This is a genomic window from Paraprevotella xylaniphila YIT 11841 (assembly GCF_000205165.1).
Taxonomy (GTDB): domain Bacteria; phylum Bacteroidota; class Bacteroidia; order Bacteroidales; family Bacteroidaceae; genus Paraprevotella; species Paraprevotella xylaniphila.
Window position 1 is genome coordinate 186228 of sequence record NZ_GL883837.1, and the last position, 24646, is coordinate 210873.

Here is a 24646-nt window from a genome sequence, read left to right on the forward strand (position 1 = left end):
TGCCGGTTTTATACAAATGCCCCATAAATAAAACCTCTAACTTTGTCTTGAAAATACGACCCTAATTTTAATATCTTTCATGTATGGCTAACATCAAGACCACCGTGGGTATATCTATATTAGCAATATCCACAATCTCCATGACAAGCATCACCACGGGACACACTCCCGATGAATCTCCATGTTTCACACCAACTTACGCAGAGAAAGAAAACCTCGTTCCGCATCCTGAATGCGACAACCTTAATGGCTTCGGTGGTTGGGGGACAAAAACTATCAACACAGAGCCGAAGTATGTATATTGCGGAGATAAAAGTATCGCTGTCGCTTCACCGTGGGGAGGAACACTCGAACTAAACAACCTGAAAGGCAACACTGTTTACAGGTTCTTGGCACGTACGTATGCTCCTACCGGGACATCTGCCATAATCAACGCATTCAACCATTCATACGGCAATGAAGACATTGAATTGTGGATTTCAGAAAAAACAAACCAATGGGAAACCGTGGATATTACATTTAAGACATCCGACACTAATGCCACCGGCCTTTATTTTGTAGGTGCCACCGGTAACGGTAATGTTTACATTGACAATTACGAAGCCTATATCGTGAAAGAACCCATTATCCGGATTCAATACGTGGACGAAAAAGGCAATTCATTAAAAGAAGAACGGACAATTACCGGAGAATGGGGACCTGACCCGTCCAAATACCTACGAATCGGGCAAGAATTCATTGCAGAAAAAGACAAACAAGTCATTATAAAAGAAGGTATAAAGTACCATTATAACACTGCATCTAATTCAGACCGCATTATCATTGAAGAAGGTGAGAACATCCTGAGATTGCAATTTACACAGTCTACCGGACAGAGCAACAACGCCAATCTGATGTCAATCACCATTCCCGACGGGCAAATGGAACCTGAATTTTCTTACGATATAACAGAGTATAACGTATTACTGGCCGGAAACACCTCCATACGACCTATATGCGAGAAGCAAGAACCTGAACAGGAAATCACAGGAGATGATACCGTAAACCTGACATCCGGTACGGGACAATCAGAGATTGTCGTAACGGCAGAAGACGATACTTCCTCAAAAACGTATATCATCAACTACAAAGTCATACCAACTGACGATTCTTTCACGCAAACCTATCCAGACAGAAAAAACCTCATCGAAGACCCTTATTGCAGGGACTTAAACAAGTTCGGCGGATGGGGAGCCAAAACAATCAACACCAACTTAAAATATATCCGTAACGGAAAAACAAGTATTGCCGTAAGCGCCCCTTTTAAAGGGACACTGGAAATACATAACCTCCAACCCAATACGGTTTACAGACTCATCGCCCAGGTTTATGCAACAAAAGACGTTACTGCACAATTTGGTTGGTTCAACCATGGATTAGGAAACGGAGACATCTATTTCAACTCCAATACAGGCTACGAAAAGTGGCAAAAAGCAGACTTCACATTAAAGACCTCTGATGCCGGTGGCAATATATTCTTCACCGGCAACCACGCTGACGGTTTAGCTTATATCGACAATTATGAGTTATACACAGTAGAAGAGCCGTCCTTGAAAATACATTTCATAGACACCAACGGCAACACTATCAAGAACGACACGGCCATCATGGGAAACTGGATTTCCATGGAACCTTCACAATACCTTATGATTGGACATGAATTCATCGCACAAGGCAAAGAATACGATTCTTTTGTATCGAACGGAGTTTATTACGAGTTAGACCGCGAAAATGGAAACAACAGAATAATATTGGAAGAGGGAGAAAACGAACTTACCTTACGATATAACCCCATAACCATCCCCCCTTCGACTTATCTCTATGTAGCCCCCGATGGCAACGACACCTCACAAGGCACAGAACTAAATCCTTTCGCCACTATAGGGAATGCACTTGCACACGCAAGAAAATTAAGACAAAAAGACTCTCCAGTAGGCGAAATCCATATCATACTAAAAGGAGGTACATACAGTCTGGATAAGACCATAACCTTGACGCATGAGGATTCCGGGAAACCATATTCTCCGACTATTATTGAAGCGGCTGAAGGAGAAAGTCCAGTCATAAGCGGAGGCGCAGAAATCAAAGGATGGAACAATGCAGGCATCGTAGACATGCTTCCTGAAATAGCACAACAAAACATATGGACGGCCTCTACGCCAAGAATAAACGGCAATCCATTGGATTTCCGTCAACTCTATGTAAACGGTGTCAAAATGAAAAAAGCAAGCACTTTCGACGACCTCTCCATGGCACGCCTCATTTCTGTTGACAAAAGTGCCGGTGAACTTGTAATTCCACGTCCTACGGAGTTCAATGAAATCCCCGAAAATCTGGAAATGACTATTATTCAAGACTGGGTAATAAACTACATGAGGGTAGAAAACATCAAACACAATAATGACTACCAAAGCACCCTGACATTCAAACAGCCCGAGAGTGAAATTGAATTTAAACGCCCCTGGCCGATACTTAAGGCAGAAGAAAACAGTTTCTCGAACCACTGCTACTACTTCTCCAACGCCTTGGAACTGCTGAACCGCCCACAAGAATGGTTCAACGATCGCGTCAATGGCAAAGTTTATTACTGGCCACGCTTCAATGAAAAGGTCGACGCCATAAAGGCTATCGCCCCAATCCATGAAACTTTAGTGAATATTGAAGGAACTCTTGACAACCTTGTCAGCAACATCACGTTTAAAGGCATCACGTTCGAACATACCACATGGATGCGCCCTTCGACTTCCGGACAGATATCACTGCAAGCTGGGCAATACCTGATTGACGCATATTCAGACCCAAGCACAGCGGCGGGCAACGTGGCATACGTAGGTCGGCCCTCAGCCGGCATCAGCGTAAAGAACGCCCGTGGCATTAACTTCGAAGACTGTTTGTTCCAACACATGGCATCTACAGCCGTAGACTTTGAGAGCGGAACCAAACAAGTGAAAGTAGAAGGATGCGCCTTTAACGATATTGGAGGAACCGCCATACAAGCCGGCTTCTTCGGAAGTGAAACGTTTGAAGCCCACCAACCTTACAACCCCAAAGATTTCAGGGAGGTATGCGACTCTATCTACATCAGCAACAACTATATCGTGAACACAGCCAATGAAGACTGGGGATGCCTTGGCATTTGTGTAGGTTTCGCTGCCAATGTAAATATCTGCCATAACGAGCTCCGTGACCTACCATACTCGGCCATCAGCATGGGATGGGGATGGAACAAGGCACTCAGCTGCATGCATGGCAACCACATAACCGCCAACCATATCAACGGGTTTGCCACCCAAATGCGTGATGCCGGTGCCATTTACACACTATCTGCACAACCCAATTCATCCATCCAGAGAAACAGGATAGAAAGAGTTGGCGACCCTCTATTCGACCCTGTCATGTGGGACATGCGCCATTCACAATTCGACATCTATACCGATGAAGGAACTGATTATTTTACGGTAAAAGACAACTGGTGCTCCCGTGGTGAAATTTCAAAGAACAAAAACGGGAACCACAACACATGGGGAGAAAACAGCCCCAAAGTGGATGAAAGCATTAAACTCACAGCTGGCCTAGAGGACAAATTCACATATATACGGGATAAAGTAAAAACATACGATTATGCACCATTGGACTCCATTTCGGAACCCAACAAAGCAGAACGCATCGACTACATTGCCCCAAATGAAGGATTCAAAACTGGAACTGCCATTGCCGTTGATCTAAACAACGACAACTTGCCCGACATTGTGTACGGAGGAGGAGAAAGTTTCCAAGTGCAAACGGCTGGTGTTCGCATAAACACAGGAAACTATGGATTCGCTGCAACCCAAGGACTAAAGAGGCTGCACCTGAACAATCTAGCCGCCAGCGACCTGAATGGTGACAACTACATAGATTTGATACAAGCAGGATGGGACTTTTGGAACAGCTACAATGCCATACTGTTTAACGATGGAACCGGGCGACTGGAAGAAACAGAACTCCGAAAAGAAAAGAACACTTCGCCCGCCTGTGGTATCGCAGACATAAACAATGACGGCTTAAACGACATCTTTTTCATAGGAAACGAGGCAGACAATGACTTCTATTTACAAGAGGCCGACCGTTCATTCGCAGACCCGGTTTCCAAACTCACCCTACCCGGAGGTTTCTCAGACCCGAACATGATTCATGCAGACTTCAACAATGACCAAAATGTAGATATCTGCCTTTTGTCGGACAAGTCGGGAGGCGCGTACACCAAAATATGGTATAACGACGGAAAAGGTAATTTCACTGAAAGGAACGTCGGATTCACGGAAAAAGGCACACGTGGCAGCATGGCTTATGCCGATGTCAACGGCGACGGATACATAGACATTGCCATAGGCGGATTGGCACTTGGAGAACAATGGGATACTCCGGCTGAACAAGGCGGAAAAACGGTGACCTTATATCTGAACGACAAACAAGGCGGATTTACCAAGCATCAAGAATTCAGCGAGTACATGTTAGACAACGTCACACAGCCCTTACGTTTCTGCGATTGGGACAACGACGGGCATTCAGACCTCATCATTACGGGTTGGAATATCTCTCAGGGAAACATTTCCCAGACTGATATCTATCTGAATGACGGCAAGGGAAACTTTATATTGGCAGACATCGACCTGCCCGGTGTAAGTGAAGGTTCCATTGAAGTAGCAGACTTTACCGGCAATGGAAAGAACGACATACTTATCAGCGGCAATTGCAATGGCGGATTCAACGGGCATACTTCAGACCGGCGCATAGCCACGTTGTGCAAGAACACGACAAACAACGCCAACACGGCCCCCAAAGCCCCATCCGGACTCTCTGCCACAATAAGCAAGGATAAAGTAGAACTAAAATGGAATACAGGCTCAGACAAAGAAAGCCCCCAAAACTCTTTATCATACAACTTCTACATCAGAGACCTCAATACAGGCCGATACCTCACCTCTCCCGATGCAGACATTACCACAGGGACACGTCGCGTCAGCAGGATGGGCAACGCTTGGACAAACCACGGATGGAAGCTGCAAGGTCTTCCCGTTGGCAAGTATGCTTGGAGTGTGCAAACCATTGATGCTGGCTACAAAGGTTCGGAATTCGCTCCCGAACAGACTTTCACCATTGAAGACCCGAACGCAATAAAAGGAACAACAAATTCTGCGGACAAGCTTAAGGTTACAGCTATAGCACACGGCGTGAATGTGAAAGTACAAAGCCCACAAAAAGTCACGGTAACTAACATTGAGGGAAAATGTATCTTCTCGAAATTCCTGCAAACAAGAAGCATCGACATACCCTTGCCTCCAGGCTTCTATTTGGTTAATTCCGAAAAAGTCATCGTGAACAGAGGCTTATAATATGACAGAAATTCTTAATAACAACCAGTGAACCGGTGAAGTAAACGACTTTTCCATACCCAATCACAAACAGCTACATCCCGCCACGCCCCCGATAAGAACGTGGCGGGATGCGTATTAGAATGCAGCCCTATCATCTCATTGCGCGTACAAAACGACTTCGCCCTCGCGCAAAGAAGCTTGCACGTCAATCAGCCGTTGGTTGCGGCTACCGCGAAACAACGCGTCACGGTCGCGTAAGGATTCCACGTATGGCCCGTCCACCAACACATCAATGTATTGCAGCAATTCAGCCTGCCGCCGGTCGTGCAGCAACCGTTCGAACTTATAACCGGTATAACACCAGATGTTTTTTCCGGTCTCCCGTTTCACGGCTTCTGCCAGTTCGGCAAATCCTTCCGGTTGGAACATCGGGTCGCCACCGCTGAACGTCACGTCCGCAAACTCATCGGCCCGGATGACCTGCATGATTTCCTCCGTCGTCATCAGGATTCCGGCCCCGATGTCCCACGACTGCGGATTATGGCAGCCGGGACAGGCATTGGGACACCCGGCGGCATACACCGTCGTACGGAATCCCGGTCCGTCCACCGTTGTGTCCTCAACAATCTTTATGACTGAAATCATCGTCGTTTATCGGTTTTCATGCACCACACGGTCATTCAGTTCGGCCAACTTGGCCTTGTTCCAACGGTCGGTCGTCCCGACCAAGTAACCGGTAATGCGTTGCAGGCGGTCTATATGCCCACTGCCGCATTTGGGACACACTTTCATCTCCGGTTCGGCATTCTCGTACCCGCAAGCCATGCAACGGTTACGGTTGTGGTTTACCGACCCGTAGCCGATATTATACTTGTCCATCATGTCCACCACGCGCATGATGGCTTCCGGATTATGGGTGGCATCCCCGTCGATTTCCACGTAGAAAATATGACCGCCCCGCGTCAGGTCGTGATACGGTGCCTCAACTTCGGCCTTATGACGGGCACTGCACTTGTAATACACCGGCACATGGTTGGAATTGGTATAATACTCACGGTCGGTAATACCCGGTAAAACGCCGAACTGCTTGCGGTCGCCCCGGGTGAACCTTCCGGCCAATCCTTCAGCCGGAGTGGCCAACACGCTGTAATTATGTTGGTAGAGTTCCGAGAACTCGTTAGCACGGTCGCGCATATAGGTCACGATCTTCAGGCCGAGCTGCTGTGCCTCTTCCGACTCTCCATGATGCTTGCCGGTCAAAGCGACCAAGCATTCGGCCAAACCGATGAAACCGATGCCTAACGTCCCCTGGTTAATCACCGGAGCTATCGTATCGTTGGGCTTCAGCTTCTCGCATCCCAACCAAAGCGCACTCATCACCAACGGGAATTGCTTGGCAAAGGCTGTCTTCTGGAACTCCATACGCTCATGCAACTGACGGGCCGTGATTTCCAACATGTGGTCGAGCTTGGCAAAGAAACGAGCGATACGTTCTTCTTCATCTACAATCTCCATGCACTCGATGGCCAGACGCACGATGTTGATGGTTGAAAAAGAAATATTTCCCCGTCCGATAGAAGTCTTCGGCCCGAAACGGTTTTCAAAGACGCGGGTACGGCAACCCATCGTAGCCGTTTCATACAGGTAACGTTTCGGGTCGTCGGCACGCCACAGTTCATGCCGGTTGAACGTGGCATCCAAATTAATAAAGTTCGGGAAAAAACGACGGGCTGTCACCTTGCAGGCATATTGATAAAGGTCGTAATTGCGGTCGGTAGGCAAATAACTCACACCCCGCTTCTTTTTCCAGATTTGAATCGGAAAGATGGCAGTTTCGCCGTTGCCCACCCCTTCGTAAGTACTACGCAGGATTTCGCGGATGATGCAACGCCCCTCGGCCGAGGTATCCGTACCGTAGTTCACGGAACTGAACACCACCTGATTCCCCCCACGGGAATGGATGGTATTCATATTGTGGATAAAGGCTTCCATAGCCTGATGCACCCGGGCCACAGTCTTGTTCATCGCATGCTGGAGGATACGTGCGTCGCCGGTCAGGCCATCCAGAGGACGAGTGACAAAGTCGTCCACTTCCTTATGATATAAAAGAGAGTAGTCTTCGGCGTTCAACTCCTCCAAGACCTTCACTTCTTCGACGAAACTGGCACGCACGAAAGGAGCCAGATAAAAATCAAGCGCAGGAATAGCCTGGCCGCCGTGCATCTCATTCTGTGCCGTTTCCATGGAAATACAGGCCAAAATACTGGCCGTCTCGATACGTTTGGCCGGACGGGACTCCCCGTGTCCGGCAGAGAAACCATGCTTCAAGATGTGGTCGAGCGGATGCTGCACGCACGTCAAGCTTTTGGTGGGATAATAATCCTTGTCATGGATATGCAGATAGTTGTGCTTGACCGCCTCTTTCACCTCTTCACTCAGCAGGTAGTCGTCTACGAAAGGCTTGGTGGTCTCGCTGGCAAACTTCATCATCATGCCGGCCGGCGTATCGGCATTCATGTTGGCATTCTCGCGAGTCACGTCGTTAGACTTGATATTGATGATTTCCTGAAATATGTCACGTGTCTTGGCCTTGCGGGCAATGCTGCGTTGGTTACGGTAAGCGATATATTTCTGCGCCACATCCTTACGGCGGCTTTTCATCAATTCCATTTCCACGGCATCCTGAATCTCCTCCACCGTCATTTGTGCCTTGCCACGGTTCGTCACGTGTTCGCATATCAAATGAATCAGCTCTTCATTCTCACCGGCCTCGGTGTGTACCATGGCCTTGCGTATGGCATCCCCGATTTTCCGGGCATTGAAACCCACGATGCGCCCGTCCCTTTTAACAACTGTCTGTATCATATTGCATTTATTTTCCGGGCCGAAAAAGTCCCGGCCTCCTTTTTCTAAAAGAAGCCCTGTTTCTCCGGCATCTAAAATTTTGTATCTTTCTTATTACGTTCCCACCGTCATCCCCTTGTCCCCGGAGTCCGTACGGCTATGTCACAGGCAGGTCTTCTGACTTACTCGCGTTTCATGTCCTTCCCGCTTCGCCCGACGAAACAGTGGATGCAGCATGTCATGAAACGTATAAAAGAGTTCACAGCAGCGGGTCTGTCGGGGACTCTCACCCCGTTCCCTTTTCACCCTGTCGGCCGACTGGCAAACAGGGCACCTGAACAACGGCAAAGGTACACCTTTTCCTTTTTTCGTGCAAGTGTTCCCGCTGTTTTTATTTTAAAGTTTCCAGATTTTACAATCCACAAAACAATTAAAATACTTATAATCATTAGATTATAAATACAATTTACCAAAATGAAAAAGCCAAAAGTTTCCCAAAATAAAAAACATGTATGCAACAGGATCAAATCAGGTCTTCGGAAAGGACAAGCCTTATGTCACAAACCGAAAGAAAACCTAAGCCCGAATTCCAAATTAAAATTCAATGGTTTCTCCTTATAGATATTGGAAACAGAACTTCCATTATCAAAATAGTAGCTCACTCCCGGCTCCACATACAAACCTACCACTGACGACAAGTTAAGCTGCATCCCGGCGGCTGCATTTACAGAATATTGCCAAGGTTTTTCCCGTACATCCTTATGTGTAGATGACTTTATCCGACCTTTCCACGTATAATCCGTTTCCGTATCTCCATCCACGCACTTCTCGGCCATTCCTCCGGCCGACAGATACAAATCCATCCACCGTTTCTTCCACAAACTGGCCTTAAAGTTCAAGGGAATCCCTACGTATTGCAGGGATTGCCGGACCTCATAACTATAATCTTCTCCAGAAGAAGAAAGACTTGACGAAAGATAAGTATAAGAAAGGCCGCTTTCTATACCGAACCTTTCGTTTACGGCATAACAGGCAGACACGCCGAACCTGACGGGCTGCTTGTGTTTCATCGGGACAACGCCATCCACATACCGATGGGCAGACCTTATGGCCGTCACCGGAAATTTTCCACATTCCATCGCCTCGGGGTGTCCCCAAGAGGGGATAGTTCCCATCAGGACAACTCCTCCGTTCCCATAATTCATTACCGATTTTCCTGGAGTATTGGATGCAAAAAGACTCACAGCCAACCAATGCGACCTTTCTTTCTTGACCTTTCCGACGTTTGGAACCAACTCAGGATAACGGCCTATTCCATCTGGATAAGGCTTTCCCGAATTTCCATGGCTATCTTCAGGAATCGTTTTTTCTCTTTCAGCCAAAAGTTCTTTTCTCTCTTCAGCTAAAGCCTTCCAACCTTCTTCCGATACGGCAGGCCGGTCGCAAGCCACTATATCTTTCCCGGACGGTTTACGACGGCATGGTTCCTTTTCCACGCGCTGCACTTTTGCCCAAAAGGCATCCGTCGGCCCAAGAAGAACGCCTTCGGTTGGAATGCGATTGTCTGCAAAAGACATAAAAACCGGCTGACACACATTCCTTCCCAAAGGCACAACTATCGCCAACGCTGCCGCAATCCCGGCCAAGCGCAGCCATACGGTACTCCTCCCACGAGAGGAGGAGACGGACAGGCGTTGCTCTTCCAAAGCCTTGTTTATCCCGTCCCACAGCCCGTCGGGAGGGGTGACCTCGTAACCGTCCAGTTTCTTTTGCCATTCATTCAACCATTTATCTTCCATTGACCTGAGCTTTATATCTTTGAACTTCCTTTGCCAACACCGCCTTTGCCCGATGCAGTTGCGAAGCCGATGTACTCTCTTTTATATTCAGCATCGCGGCAATCTCCTTATGGCTCTTCCTTTCGAACACATACAAATTGAAAACAGCCCTATACCCTGCCGGTAAACGGCAAATCATTTCCTGAAGAACTTCAGACGGAATGTCCCCCGCATCCGGCTCATCCTCGACCGTGTCCGGTACGTCCCATCCGTCGCCAAGGGATTCCAACTGCCGGTCGCGCTTCAAGAATTTCAATGACTCGTTCACCACAATACGTACCATCCATCCCCGGAGAGAACCTTCACCCCTCCACTCGAAACCGTGAATGGAAGTGAATATCTTCACGAAACAATCCTGAAGGACATCTCTCACATCGTCCATACAAGCCACATAACGGGAACACACGGCTGTGAGGCAACCTGCATAGCGACAATATAATAATTTCATCGCTACACGGTCGCCCCGCTGTATACCTCGAACCAAATCCTGTTCGCCTTCGTCTCCGATACGCGTCATGCTGAACGAACGGTTATCTGTCCCCTAATACTATCGTAACGCACCTCCTCTTTGCATTTGTTCTATTTGTTTTGCCACGTTTCCTGTCTTTTTACGGGTACAATAATCAAACTCTGCCGTCCTCCTTCCCCGGAACGACCGCCAAACCAACGTCAGCTTGACCGTGCGCCCTCCCGTATCGGGAAGCTTCCCTAAATCAAAGGCCACTAGCGCATCGCTCCGCCAACTCCCCGCATCCCCGCAAGCATCGTGACGAAACTCCACCTCATAGGGATTCTCCGGATTGCCCCCGGTCAATAAATTCACCTTATGGGGAATCCCCCTGCTGCCCCACAAAGTAGAGAAACGCAGAGTCAGATAACCGTCTTCCGCCACAGTCACCCAATCGTCTACTATCTCCACAGGGTCATTCCCGTATAGCGAATCGTTCACCAAAGCAGCATCCGGAACCGTTTTTTTCGTCAGGATGCTGTCCATCCAGTTTACATAGACTGCACGCGCACGGGAATGCCTGTCTTCGTCTACGTCCGTAAAATGCACCAAAGCCCGCACCTCCTTTTCTCCGAAAGGGGAAGAAGACAGGTTGACTGGCCAAAGCGTTGTCTCATCATCCAACTGCAAGAAACAGGAATCCGTACCGCCCTTGACCGTCACCAAAGCATTCGGACTGAGATAAGGATACCATACATAAACCTCACCATCGTCATCCGAACAAGACTGAAACAAAACCGGAGCCAATAACAGGAAGGCCAACAACCATAAGACATGTACTTTCTTCATTTTTCATCCAATTTAAAAATCCGACATTCTATTTATCAAACTGCGAACCGACCAAATCCTTGCTCATTCCGATGAAAAATAACGTTAAAAACCAACCATAAAAAATAGGGATGTACCATTTTCATCTGATACATCCCCTGATATTCCCAATACAAGAATTACTTGTTCTTATAATTCCTCAAACCAGTCTGCAAGAAATCTATATATTTGTTGACATCCTCGTCGTACGAATATGACTTGTTCAACGGTTTGCCTTCATTGTCGAGCAACACATAGAACGGTTGGGCATTGGCCCCGAACTTACTGCGCTGCAGGTAGCTCCATTTGTCACCTACCGTACGCAAAGTACGTTCCTGCCCGTTCTCAGTCACCTTGATAGGTTCCGGCAACTTAGTCTTTTCATCCACATACAGCGTGATCAGCACGTAATCATTCTGCATGATATCCGCCACCTTCTGGTCGGCCCACACAGCCAACTCCATCTTGCGGCAATTCACGCAACCATATCCGGTAAAGTCTATCATCACGGGCTTACCTTGCTGGCGCGCATATTCCATCCCGGCATCATAATCCATGAACTGGGCTTTCACCTCGTTCTCATAAAGGTTGAAGTCTTGCGTGTTCATCGGAGGCGAAAAGGCACTGATAGCCTTCAGCGGTGCTCCCCACAAACCGGGCACCATGTAGATGGCAAAAGCGAAGGAAACCAAAGCCATGAAGAAACGGGTGACCGAAGTACGGTGATTGACCACTACATTACCAGACTCGTCATATTCGTCTTCATCATGCGGGAAACGCAACCAACCTATAAGATAAGCACCCAACAAAGCAAAAATCACTATCCACAGACTCAGGAAAGCCTCACGGTCGAGGATATGCCATCCGTAGGCCAAATCGGCCACCGACAGGAACTTCAAGGCAAAAGCCAATTCCAAGAAACCGAGCGTCACCTTCACACAATTCATCCAATTACCGGATTTCGGCATCGTCTTCAGCCAGGCCGGGAACATGGCAAACAACGTGAAAGGCAAAGCCAAGGCAATGGCAAAACCCAACATGCCGACGGTCGGGGCAAGGATACTGCCCGACGTGGACACTTCTACCAACAGGAAACCGATAATCGGCCCCGTACAGGAAAAAGAAACCAAAGCAAGGGTAAAAGCCATCAGGAAAATGCTCAACAAGCCTGTTGTAGATTCGGCCTTACTGTCTACCGCATTACTCCATGAAGAAGGCAACGTAATTTCAAAAGCACCGAAGAAACTGGCGGCAAACACCAACAACATCAGGCAGAAGAAGATGTTGAATACCGCATTCGTGGACAGGGCATTCAAGGCACTGGCACCGAAAATACCGGTAATCACTAAGCCCAAAAGCACATAAATGACCACTATGCTCACGCCATACGTCGCCGCATCGCGGATACCTTTGCGTTTGTCTCCCGAACGTTTCAGGAAGAAACTCACGGTCATCGGGATAATCGGCCATACACAAGGGGTAAGCAAAGCGACCAAGCCACCAAGGAATCCCAACAGGAATATCTTCCACCAAGCCTGGTCGGCTGCATTGGAGGCGTCTTCACCGAAAGCAGCCAACTCATCAATGACAGGTGTCCAATAATCGCTTGCCGCCACAACGGCATTACCACCGGCCACTGCAGAAGGCACGGAGTCCGCCACGGACAAGCCCGTGGCAACCGTATCAATCCCACCGATGACAGGCGCATCTGTTTTTTCCTCCTTCTCCACCACCGATGCGTCCGCAACTTTCTCTTTCTGTTTCTGAGGCTCTGCCACAGCATTTCCGGCCGCAGGCTTTCCGCTTCCGGAGAAAGCAAACTCCACATTAGTCGGAGGCATGCAATTCTCATCGTTACAAGCCCCATAGTTCAGATACCCTTTCACGGAATAAGTAGCGTCCGTAATACGCATTTTCTGCACGAAAACAGCCGTATTCTCCATATAGCTGACTTCCATCCCGAAAAGATTGTCATATGCCTTATGCACTTTTCCACGTGCCGTCAGCTTACCTGCCGGCTCCACACCTTTCTGTTCATCGAAATTAATAGTTGCCGGAGTCGGGCCGCCATCCGGAATGTCCGTAGAATAAACATGCCAACCCGCTTCCGCCTTTCCGGTAAAAACAATCTCGAATTCAGATTCAGATAGTTTCTTTTGGGAAACAGAAAAACTTACCGGATCGTGAAACTGTGCCCAAAGCGGCAAGACCATGATCCATAATAACAGCAATGAGCTTATTTTCTTCACCATAAAAAATAAAGTTTAAAGCGCAAAGATAGGAAAAGTAGAAAGAGTTAAAAAAAACATCCTGGGAAAACCGTACGAATTTTCACATTTTTTCCGTTCTTATAACACTCGCGTGCAAAATAAAAAAGTCTGCCCAGAATATTCAGGCAGACTTTCTATGTTAAGCGTTACTGTAAAATTACAACTTCGGACCTGCTACAACCAAAGCCTTGCCGGCTTCGTTACCCGTGAACTTCGCAAAGTTCTTGATGAAGCGGGCTGCCAAATCCTCGGCCTTCTTCGTCCACTCTGCAGCGTCAGCGTAAGTGTCACGAGGATCGAGGATCTTCGAATCAACACCCGGCAACTCCGTAGGAACAACGAAATCGAAGTAAGGAATAGTCTTCGTGGGAGCCTTGTCGATAGAACCGTCCAAGATGGCATCGATGATACCACGGGTATCGCGGATGGAAATGCGCTTGCCCGTACCGTTCCAACCCGTGTTCACCAGGTATGCCTTAGCACCCACCTTGTTCATCTTCTTCACGAGCTCTTCAGCATATTTCGTAGGATGCAAGCTCAAGAAAGCAGCTCCGAAACAAGCAGAGAACGTCGGAGTCGGTTCAGTGATACCACGTTCCGTACCGGCCAACTTGGCAGTAAAACCAGACAAGAAGTAGTATTGAGCCTGTTGGTCGTTCAAGATAGAAACGGGAGGCAATACACCGAAGGCATCAGCCGACAGGAAGATTACCTGCTTTGCGTGAGGACCCTTGGAAATAGGCTTCACGATATTTTCGATGTGGTAAATAGGATAAGATACACGTGTATTTTCCGTTACGCTCTTATCTGCAAAATCAATCTTGCCGTTAGCATCTACCGTTACATTCTCCAACAAAGCGTCACGTTTGATAGCCTTGTAGATATCGGGTTCGGATTCTTTGTCCAAATTGATGACTTTGGCATAGCAACCGCCTTCGTAGTTGAATACGCCCTCGTCATCCCATCCGTGCTCGTCGTCACCAATCAGCTTACGTTTCGGGTCGGTAGACAAAGTCGTCTTACCGGTACCGGACAAACCGAAGAAGATAGCAGAGCTCGTACCGTCCATGCTAGTGTTGGCAGAGCAGTGCATAGAAGCGATACCGCGCAAAGGATTGAAGTAGTTCATCATGGAGAACATACCCTTCTTCATTTCACCACCGTACCAAGTGTTGATGATGACTTGCTCTTTTGAAGTCAAGTTGAAGACCACGGCTGTTTCTGAGTTCAAGCCCAATTCCTTGTAGTTTTCAACCTTAGCCTTAGAAGCATTGTAAACCACAAAGTCTGGTTCGAAATCCTTCAAATCTTCTTCCGTGGCGCGGATGAACATGTTCGTTACGAAATGAGCCTGCCATGCCACTTCCATGATGAAACGCACCTTCAGGCAAGTAGCCTTGTTAGCGCCGCAGAAGCCGTCGACAACGAACAATTTCTTATTTGAAAGCTCCTTCACAGCCAAATCCTTCAACACATTCCAAGCCTCTGTCGTTACAGGCTTGTTGTCATTCTTATATTCTTCAGAAGTCCACCATACGGTGTTCTCAGAAGTAGCATCTTTTACGATAAACTTGTCCTTGGGAGAACGACCGGTATAAATACCCGTCATCACATTCACAGCACCCAATTCCGTTACCTGACCTTTCTCAAAACCTTCCAAACCAGCTTTGGTTTCTTCCTGGAACAACACGTCGTATGACGGATTGTGGAGAACCTCTACAGTACCGGTAATACCGTACTTACTCAAATCTAAATTTGCCATTTTCTAAAATAATATTTGGTTAGAAATCAATTCACTATAAAAAAGCTTCCTTTTTGCGCTGACAAAATTACAAAGAAATGCGTGCATCTGAAACTTTCGGCTTATTATTTTTCTTAATTCAAAAACATTCTTCCGTTAAATTTCCCAAAACCTAAGAAGCACAGCTATATTTGCTACACGGAGTTTACATTTTCAAGAAGTTTTTGTTACTTTTGCTCTCAAGTATATTTAAATCCATCCAAATATGAAAGTGATTAACTTTGCAGAACACCAAACGGTTGTCAACAGATACATGTCGGAACTCCGGGACGTGTGCATACAGAAAGACAGGGCACGGTTCCGCCGCAACTTGGAAAGAATCGGGGAAGTCATGGCGTATGAAATCAGCAAGACGTTGGATTATTCCACCAAAGACATACAAACCCCATTGGGCACGGCATCTACGCAATTGTACAACGACCCGATTGTACTGGGCACCATCTTCCGGGCCGGCCTTCCTTTCCATCAAGGCTTCCTGAATGTGTTCGAGGAGGCCGACAACGCATTCGTGTCGGCCTACCGTTTCTACAAAGACAAAGAATGCCATGAAGTGGGCATACATATCGAATATCTGGCCACACCGGACCTGAACGGCAAAACACTTATCATTGCCGACCCCATGCTGGCTACCGGCGGCAGCATGGAACTGGGGCTGAAGGCATTCGAGACCAAAGGCATACCGGGAAAAGTGCACTTATGCAGCGCGATAGCCAGCCGGAAGGGTGTGGACTACCTGACGGAAACATTCAAAGACACGGACTACACCTTATGGTGCGGGGCCATCGACCCGGAACTGAACGACCACATGTACATCGTCCCGGGATTGGGCGATGCCGGCGATTTGGCCTACGGCGGAAAACTTTAAACGCACAAAAAACACAACGTTACACAGATTGCAAAGCTTGTTTTTCCAATCTCAGGAGAATGAAAAATCAATCTCAGGCGAATGATTTTTCATTCTCCTGAGATTGATTTTTCGTTTGGCGCAGATTAATTTCAGACCTTTAGAATATTGGTTTTCAAGTCTTTCCTTTTTTAAAAGGTCTTCAGCAGAAATCTTCACAAAAAAGCGGCCGCCTCGTGTCCGGGACAGCCGCTATCGTCTATATTGCGAGGCAGACAGGAACCTACTCCTTCACCTCCCAAATATCATTCGTATAGAGCAGCTCCGTAAAATTGTGGTAGGGTTTCTTTCCTTTCACTTCTTCTATCTGCCGGTTGACCGCCTCGTCGTATGTCGGAGCTTCCACATCACGAATCACGCCCAATGCCACCGGGAAATCAGGCCCTTCCATCAGAGCCAACTTCAAGTGCAAGGTGTTGTCCTGGCAATGCGCATCATGCACGAGGATGTCTTTTTCCGTCACGCCGTTCTCTCCTATCTTCACGACCTTCAACCCGAAACCTTCCTGCATCAAGCCGAATTCCTTATTTTCTCCGAACAACATCGGCCGGCCGTGTTCCAGATAAATGGCATGCTTGGCACGCCCTTCCTTGGTCGAAACGGCATCATGCGTCCCGTCGTTGAATATCACGCAATTTTGCAATATCTCGCACACGGCGGCTCCCTTATGGGCGTGTGCCGCCTTCAGGATTTCCACTGTCCCGGCGGCATCCGTAGCCACGGCACGGGCAAAGAAGTGACCGCGCGCCCCGAAACACAACTCAGCCGGATTGAACGGGTCTTCCACCGTCCCGTAAGGAGAGGATTTGCTGACGAAGCCTCTCGGAGACGTCGGAGAATACTGCCCTTTCGTAAGGCCGTATATCCGATTGTTCAGCAGAATCATATTGATGTCCACATTGCGACGGATGGCATGGATGAAGTGGTTGCCGCCAATGGCCAACCCGTCACCGTCACCGGAAATCTGCCACACGGTGATATCCGGATTGGCCACCTTGAAACCGGTAGCAATGGCTGCGGCACGCCCGTGAATCGTCTGCATGGCATACGTATTCATATAATATGGCAAACGGCTGGAGCAACCGATACCTGAAATCACGGCTGTTTCATAAGGCGGCACTCCAATCTCGGCCATGGCCTTGTGCAAAGAAGCCAAAAAGAAATGGTCTCCACACCCGGGACACCAACGCGGCTGCCCCTTCTTATAATCTTTTGCTGTATATTCGCTCATTTTCTTTTATTCTTCTAAGTTTGACTATTTGTTGTAAATCTCGGTAAAGGCTGCCACCAACTCGCTCACGACAAAAGGCTGGCCTTTCACCTGATTGAACTGATAAGGCACGAAGCCGTCTACTTTCATACGCAGATATGCGGCAAATTGCCCTAAGTTCTGCTCGGCTACCACGACTTTCTTATACCGCTTCAGCACTTCCGCCGTATTGGCAGGCAACGGGTTCAGGTAAGAGAAATGAGCCAAAGCCACTTTCTTGCCTGCAGCCGCCATTTCATCCATGGCCGAATGCAAATGGCCGTAAGTACCGCCAAAGCCCACTATCAGCAGTTCGGCATCGTCCACGCATCCCTGCACCTCCACATCGGGCACCGGGATTTTGGCCACTTTCTCTGCACGCAAACGGCACATCTTGTCGTGGTTCTCGGGATCAGTGCTGATGGCTCCTGTCCGGCCATCCTTCTCCAACCCGCCAAGAATATGCATATACCCCTCTTGTCCGGGTATGGCCCAGTAACGCACTTGCGTGTCGGGATTACGCATGTACGGCGTGTAGCTCCCAGCCATTTCCGGAGTGACGTAAGGGGGGCAAATATCGGGATAATCGTTCAAATCGGGCAACTTGAAAGCACCGGAACCGTTGGCCACAAAGGCATCGGTGAGCAACACCACAGGTGTCATGTGCTCCAAAGCCATCTTCGAGGCATAATAGGCCGCATCGAAACAATTCGTAGGCGAAGTGGCGGCTATTACCGGCATCGGCGATTCACCGTTACGTCCGAAAAGGGCTTGCAACAAATCCGTCTGTTCGCTCTTCGTGGGCAAACCCGTGGACGGCCCTCCGCGCTGCACATTCAGTACCACCAAAGGCAATTCCGTAATCACGGCCAAGTTCATGGCTTCCGATTTCAAACATACACCAGGCCCCGAAGTAGAAGTCACTGCCAATGCACCGGCAAAGGAAGCGCCAATGGAAGAGGCACAACCGGCAATCTCATCCTCGCACTGCACCGTGGTCACGCCCAGACTTTTATGTTTGGACAATTCATGCAGCACGTCCGTAGCCGGCGTAATGGGATATGAACCCAAGAAAAGCCGCTTGCCAGCCTTCTCTGCCGCAGCGATAAACCCGTATGCAGTAGCCTTGTTGCCCATGATGTCCATATACTTGCCGGGCTTTTTCGTCTTGGATTCCACCTTATAGGTATGGGCCACGGAGGCATGCGTATTGGCCCCGTAATCATATCCGGCTTGGATAACCTTTATATTGGCTTCTGCCACGGCAGGCTTTTTGGCAAATTTCTCACGCAACATGTTGAACGCAATCTCCAGGTCGCGGTTGAACAACCAACACACCAGTCCGAGCGCAAACATGTTACGGCATTTCAATATGCCCTTGTTGTCCATGCCAGAGTCTGCCAGACAGGCTTTGACCATCTGGGTGATAGGGGCAGCAATCACATCGTTTTTGATGCCCAACTCTTCTATCGGGTTATCCGTCGTGAAAGCGGCCTTCTGCAAATCTTTGGCCTGAAAACAATCGGTGTCGATAATAATACATGCTGTAGATTTGGCATATCTGTACTGGGTCTTCAATGCTGCCGCATTCATCGCCACCAACACATCACACTTGTCGCCCGGCGTGTACACACGCCCCGCACCGATGTGTACCTGAAAACCGGAAACTCCTGTCAACGACCCCTGCGGAGCCCGGATATCAGCCGGATAATCGGGAAACGTACAAATGTCATTTCCTACCGTCGCCGAGACCGTAGAGAAAATATTCCCGGCCAACTGCATACCGTCGCCGGAATCACCAGAGAAACGAACCACTACCTGGTCCAGCTCTTTTACTTCTAATCTATCAGCCATACTTTTTGTAGCATTTATATGATTACTGTATATTCTTTCTACCTTAGGAATGCAAATATCGCAAAGATATGTTTAAAAACAAAATATTTTGCTGTTAAAAGCATTCCGGAATACAGATTATACTATAAAATCGTAATCTAAAAGCTTATTTATATAGCATTTCATCGTGCTTCCCTCACTTTTCAAAAGCATAAAGTTCGCAAAAGCATAGGGAAATGCATAAATATGCAAAGAGAGAAAGGTCAAACCTTTCCCTCTACCTTATGAAAGTTTTGTCCCAAGTATTCGACTTTTTAAGCAGAAACTGTTAACTTTGCAATGTAGAAAGAGCCCCTGTAGTTCAATGGATAGAACTACGGTTTCCTAAACCGCCAATCCGGGTTCGATTCCCGGCGGGGGTACACGGTCTATTTCAAGGTAAAAGTTTGTGTTCCGGCTTTCACTCTGTACTTCTTCCCATTCACTTTCAATACATATTCCTTATCAGACACCACGCGTACGGTATCCCCGTCTGCCACGATGTCAGTCTGCACATCGCCGAACCTCAGATTCCGGATACCTTGCTCGCCCCAACCTGTCTTATGCCATTCCACGAGCCGAGCCGTGGCATCTATATTATAAAATCCCAACACGTTCTCAATAAACAAAGAAATAGGCCCCAAGGCAGACCATCCGCAAAAATCTTGCGCCACCAACGTCAAGTTCTCACCGTCCACCCGCTGTCCGGGACGGGCTGCCGACGGAGAATAACATTCCCAAATGGAGTGGGGCGCAAAAGTCTTATAGGTTTCAGACATCTGCGCCAACAAACGGCACGCATTCTCATGTGCCACATCATGATAACCGTAAGTCTCAAGTGCCTTGGTTGACATGTAGGCCAAGGGCAACCACACTCCACCTCTCCAATAATCTCCAACCTTCCCATTGTAATCCTTATCACTCCGCGACACGGATGGCCAAGGGTATTGGCCGCCGAACTCATTCTCGTCCTGCGCATATTCCACCAAACGCGCCGCTTGTTTCCGTCCCGGGACTTCTGCCAACATAGCCCAATACACAGCCGGTGTCCGCACTTTCACAAAGTCGCCCGTGGCCTCCTCTATGTCATAATAAAAACCATCCTCCGCATCCCAATAATACTTATTGAGCAAGTCCTTCTTCACGGCATACTCCCCGGCAAACTCCTTGGCCGTAGATGGGTCGTCCAAGACCTCGGCAATCCTTTCGATATAAAGTGCCGCCAAGGCCTGTTGGGCCAAGGCATCCATCCACAGCATTTCCCCATCGCATCCCCGGCCACGCGGAGTATTGTCCATACCGCTCTGCACGTCGCCCCACAAATAACCTTTCTCCCTCCGTTCCAACATGACCGGCATCTTGGAAAAACGGCTGCCCCCCCTCTTCAGTTCCTCAAACCAACGGTAATGCCGTTGCAAGTACCGGTTGTCTTCCAGCACATATTCCAAACGCCTTTTGTCGCCTGTCATCTTATAGTATTCATATTCCACCCACGCGAAAAAGGGAGGGTTGTCCGGATGCCAAATCTTCAAAGAGACCGAATCCCCGTCCAATATCGTCTTATAGAAGTTATCCAAGCTCTGTATGCCAGGAAAAAGCGAAGGCGCATAGCGGCAGAAAAGCACCATGAACTCGGTATCCCAAATCCAAATCGTGTCATCCCACAGGTTCTCATCCATATAGGGTGACTGGGGAATCCCGTCCTGATGCTTCACACGTCCCCAGGCCAAGTCCCAAGCGGCCCAATACAAATCCACAAAACCCGGTTCGGGGGAATAAACCGGTTGGGGCAACAAAGACTTGTCCAACCCGCTTCCGGTTTCAGGCTTGGCCTGCACACCAACCGCCATAGCGGACAAAAGGATACCGGAAAACAAAACACTCTTTAATCCCATCATATCACATCTTTTATTTTGAAGACAAAGAAACCGCTCTTCTGGAACATTACCAAAAAGCTTTGCACCAAAAACAGACGGATATGCTCCAGTATCATATACTGAAGACAGCCCGGGTGCAAAACAATACAGGGCAAGCCTAAGCCTGCCCTGCATCCAAACAACTTATAAACGAATTCTTTATTTCATTTCCGAATCGTTCTCCTTGATGCGCTGCCCCATAGTCAGGAAAGCTACCGGAGCCGCCATGAAAATGGAAGAACAGGTTCCGATTACCACTCCGAGAATCATGGCAAAAGCAAAACTGCGGATACTATCCCCTCCCAAGAAGAAGATACACAACAATACGACTAACGTGGTCAACGAAGTATTGATGGTACGCGTCAATGTCGTATTCAAAGAATCATTGAACAAACGCTGACGGTCACGGTTCGGATACAGATGGAGGAACTCGCGGATACGGTCGAATACCACCACTTTGTCATTAATAGAATAACCGATAGCCGTCAGGACCGCACCAATGAAAGTCTGGTCGATTTCCAAAGAGAACGGCATCCATCCCCAACAAATCGAATACGCCCCGATAATCAACAAGGTATCTACCGTCAAGGCCACAACTGCCCCAACCGAGAAAGCCACATTGCGGAAACGCAACAAAATGTAAAGGAAGATGGCAATCAATGCCAATACCACAGAGACAATGGCACCATAAGTAATATCCTCAGCCACGGAAGGACCGACCTTCTCCGAACTGATAATGGAACCTCCGGCACGCTCGTCACGATTGATGAAAGTCTGCAAATCCAAATCCGAAGACAACAAACCACCGCCTTTGAGCGTTTCGAACAAAGTCGACTCTATCTCAGAATCCACGTCCGTGCCTTCCTCATCAATCCGGTAGTTCGTAGATATACGTACTGTCTGATGGTCAGTACCCAAGGCAATGACCTGGATATTGGCATCCCCGAACTTGTTTTGCAACAACGTACGTACGGTTTCCGGCTCCACTTGCTTCTCGAACACGACAACAAAGTTACGTCCACCCGTAAAATCAATGCCTTTACTCAAACCGCGGACAAACAGTGACGCGATACCTATGAGCAATAAGACACCAAATACAGAGAAAGATTTCTTGTAAGCACTCATGAACTTGTAATGGGTGTCACGAAGGAACTTACGGGAAAGAGTCGTTGTAAACGTCAAGTTCATCCATTTGTCTTTGTTCAGGAAGTGCTCGTATACAATACGAGTCAAGAAAACAGCCGTAAAGAAAGACACCAAGATACCGATAATCAATGTCGTGGCAAATCCACGGATAGGACCTGTTCCGAAATTATACAAGATGATACCCGTAATGATAGAAGTCAAATTGGAGTCGAAAATGGCCGAGAAAGCATTGGAATAACCATCCGACAATGCTTGTTTCACAGCTTTTCCCGCACGCAATTCTTCCTTAGTACGCTCATATATCAAGACGTTAGCATCCACAGCCATACCCAAAGAGAGCACCATACCGGCAATACCGGACATGGTCAAGGCTGCCTGGAATGAAGTCAAAACGCCTAACGTAAAGAAGAAATTCAGAATCAAAGCCCCATTGGCCACCATGCCCGGGACAAGGCCATACATGCCGCACATGTAAATCATCAACAGGATAAAGGCTATCACAAATGAAGTGATACCTTGATTGATGGACTCTTGTCCTAACGTAGGACCTACGAATTGTTCTGAAACGATATGTGCAGGAGCCGGCATCTTACCCGTGTTCAGCACGTTGGCAAGGTCACGCGTATCTTCGAGCGTGAAATGTCCCGTAATAGAGGAAACACCACCGGTGATCTCATTCTGCACCGTGGGAGCACTATATACATACCCATCAAGCACAATGGCGATAGCGCGCTTCACATTTTTCTTGGTCAACGCAGCCCAACGACGGGCACCATCGGAATTCATCGTCATGCTTACGCACGGACGGCCGTTCTGTTCGTAATCATCCTTGGCTTCTGTCACGACATCGCCTTCCAAAGGTGCACGACCATTGCGTTCCGTAATTTTAATCGCATATAATTCGAAAATGTCTCCCATATTACCGCTACCTACAGGCTTCACTCCCCAATAAAGTTTCAGGTCACTGGGCAAGACTTCTTTTGCCACGGCAGAAGTGATATAGCGATTGACGGTAGCCGTATCACGCCAACTGGCATAACCCACTACACATCCCATAGGGCCTTGAGCCAATTGCAGCACAGAAGCCAAAGGATGGTTCTTCATAGCCTGTTCGTCCACAGCAGCCCCAGCCTTCTCTGCCGGAGTTCCGCTATTTCCCTTCAGAGCCGCAGCCAAATCCTTCACAGGAGCTTTCTTCGTAGAATCCGTAGCGTCCACTTTTTCAGCCGGTGTCAATTCAGCCATTGCCGTAGTGTCTGCCTTAACCGTATCGTTTTCTGCAATCGCAGCATGCTCTGCCGCCAAACGTGTATCCAATGTAGCCAGGAATGGGATAATCTCTTCCGTATTATAGGTTTCCCAAAACTCCAGATTTGCACTACCTTGCAACAATTTACGCACACGTTCCGGTTCTTTCACACCCGGCATCTCCACCATAATACGCCCCATCTGTCCTTCCAATGTCTGGATATTGGGCTGTACCACACCGAAACGGTCGATACGCGTACGGAGCACATTATAAGAATTGTCGATGGCAGACTGCACTTCGGCACGTAGCACTTTCTCTACTTCAGAGTCGGAACTCTTGGTCGTTACTTTACCTTTCAACTGCTGTGTAGCAAACAATTCCGCCAAATTTCCATCCGGCGCCAATGTTTTGTACTCTTTCACAAATAAGGTAATAAAATCACTCTGGCTATTCTTAGCCCCTTCCGCAGCCTTCGCTACCGCCTTGTTGAATGCCGGATCTTCCTTATGGTCGGCCAAAGCTTTTACCACTTCGGGAACGGACACCTCCAGAATGACATTCATACCACCTTTCAGGTCCAAGCCCAGACTAATCTCCATTTCGCGACAGTCTTTCAGCGAATAAGCGCCCAACCACACCGGATTGTTCATCACGGAATCCAGATAATGTGCGCCGACTTCCTCTCCTTGCGTTTTCGTAATCTCATCCACCTTATTCATTTGGTAAGTAGTTACAAATGAAAAAGATAAATAAAACACGCACACAAGGGTCAACAGTAAAGCGAAAACTTTAACAAATCCTTTGTTTTGCATTTTAATTTATTATTATGATGTTATTATTTAATAG

General features: G+C 48.0%; 13 protein-coding genes, 1 tRNA gene and 1 riboswitch. Of the genes, 3 read left to right on the forward strand and 11 right to left on the reverse strand.

The genetic code is table 11. The annotated features are described in order from the left end of the window. Window positions 1-83 precede the first annotated feature (83 nt). Window positions 84-5414, forward strand: a complete 5331-nt coding sequence (locus HMPREF9442_RS15330) for an FG-GAP repeat domain-containing protein (protein ID WP_008626575.1) — start codon at window positions 84-86, stop codon at window positions 5412-5414. A 138-nt stretch (window positions 5415-5552) separates the two neighbouring features. Here HMPREF9442_RS15330 and nrdG read toward each other — a convergent pair whose 3' ends face one another. From nrdG to pckA, 7 genes are all read right to left on the reverse strand, one after another. After that, window positions 5553-6041, reverse strand: coding sequence for an anaerobic ribonucleoside-triphosphate reductase activating protein (gene nrdG, locus HMPREF9442_RS06355; RefSeq protein WP_008626577.1), 489 nt, complete (start codon window positions 6039-6041; stop codon window positions 5553-5555). A gap of 6 nt (window positions 6042-6047) precedes the next feature. After that, entirely contained in the window at window positions 6048-8261 is a 2214-nt protein-coding gene (locus HMPREF9442_RS06360; protein ID WP_008626579.1) for an anaerobic ribonucleoside triphosphate reductase, read from the reverse strand. A 129-nt stretch (window positions 8262-8390) separates the two neighbouring features. Beyond that, window positions 8391-8593, reverse strand: a riboswitch (cobalamin riboswitch). A 204-nt stretch (window positions 8594-8797) separates the two neighbouring features. Further along, on the reverse strand, window positions 8798-10039 hold the full coding sequence (locus HMPREF9442_RS06370; RefSeq protein ID WP_008626582.1) for a putative outer membrane beta-barrel protein: 1242 nt from the start codon (window positions 10037-10039) through the stop codon (window positions 8798-8800). Then, complete coding sequence (locus HMPREF9442_RS06375) at window positions 10029-10595, reverse strand: RNA polymerase sigma factor (RefSeq protein ID WP_008626584.1); 567 nt, start codon at window positions 10593-10595, stop codon at window positions 10029-10031. The genes HMPREF9442_RS06370 and HMPREF9442_RS06375 overlap by 11 nt, the downstream gene beginning before the upstream one ends. Window positions 10596-10625: 30 nt before the next feature. Beyond that, complete coding sequence (locus HMPREF9442_RS06380) at window positions 10626-11375, reverse strand: NigD1/NigD2 family lipoprotein (protein ID WP_008626586.1); 750 nt, start codon at window positions 11373-11375, stop codon at window positions 10626-10628. 158 nt (window positions 11376-11533) lie between these two features. After that, window positions 11534-13645, reverse strand: a complete 2112-nt coding sequence (locus HMPREF9442_RS06385; protein WP_008626590.1) for a protein-disulfide reductase DsbD family protein — start codon at window positions 13643-13645, stop codon at window positions 11534-11536. A 175-nt stretch (window positions 13646-13820) separates the two neighbouring features. Further along, on the reverse strand, window positions 13821-15425 hold the full coding sequence (gene pckA, locus HMPREF9442_RS06390; protein WP_008626591.1) for a phosphoenolpyruvate carboxykinase (ATP): 1605 nt from the start codon (window positions 15423-15425) through the stop codon (window positions 13821-13823). Between the two features lie 244 nt (window positions 15426-15669). Here pckA and upp point away from each other — a divergent pair, with 244 nt between their 5' ends. After that, a complete protein-coding gene (gene upp / locus HMPREF9442_RS06395; RefSeq protein ID WP_008626593.1) occupies window positions 15670-16329 on the forward strand; it encodes a uracil phosphoribosyltransferase in 660 nt (219 codons plus the stop codon). 262 nt (window positions 16330-16591) lie between these two features. Here the strand turns inward: upp and HMPREF9442_RS06400 are convergent, their stop codons facing one another. Then, window positions 16592-17599 carry a 2-oxoacid:ferredoxin oxidoreductase subunit beta gene (locus HMPREF9442_RS06400; protein ID WP_008626598.1) on the reverse strand — a complete coding sequence of 336 codons (1008 nt, stop codon included), beginning with the start codon at window positions 17597-17599 and terminating at the stop codon, window positions 16592-16594. Window positions 17600-17623: 24 nt separating this feature from the next. Then, a complete protein-coding gene (locus tag HMPREF9442_RS06405; RefSeq protein WP_008626599.1) occupies window positions 17624-19471 on the reverse strand; it encodes a 2-oxoacid:acceptor oxidoreductase subunit alpha in 1848 nt (615 codons plus the stop codon). Window positions 19472-19800: 329 nt separating this feature from the next. Between HMPREF9442_RS06405 and HMPREF9442_RS06410 the strand changes: the two genes are divergently transcribed. Next, window positions 19801-19872: transfer RNA gene (locus HMPREF9442_RS06410), tRNA-Arg, on the forward strand. A gap of 6 nt (window positions 19873-19878) precedes the next feature. Here the strand turns inward: HMPREF9442_RS06410 and HMPREF9442_RS06415 are convergent. Both HMPREF9442_RS06415 and secDF read right to left on the reverse strand, forming a co-directional pair. After that, on the reverse strand, window positions 19879-21387 hold the full coding sequence (locus HMPREF9442_RS06415; protein ID WP_232038413.1) for an MGH1-like glycoside hydrolase domain-containing protein: 1509 nt from the start codon (window positions 21385-21387) through the stop codon (window positions 19879-19881). A gap of 177 nt (window positions 21388-21564) precedes the next feature. Continuing rightward, complete coding sequence (secDF, locus tag HMPREF9442_RS06420; protein WP_008626601.1) at window positions 21565-24612, reverse strand: protein translocase subunit SecDF; 3048 nt, start codon at window positions 24610-24612, stop codon at window positions 21565-21567. Window positions 24613-24646: the final 34 nt, after the last annotated feature.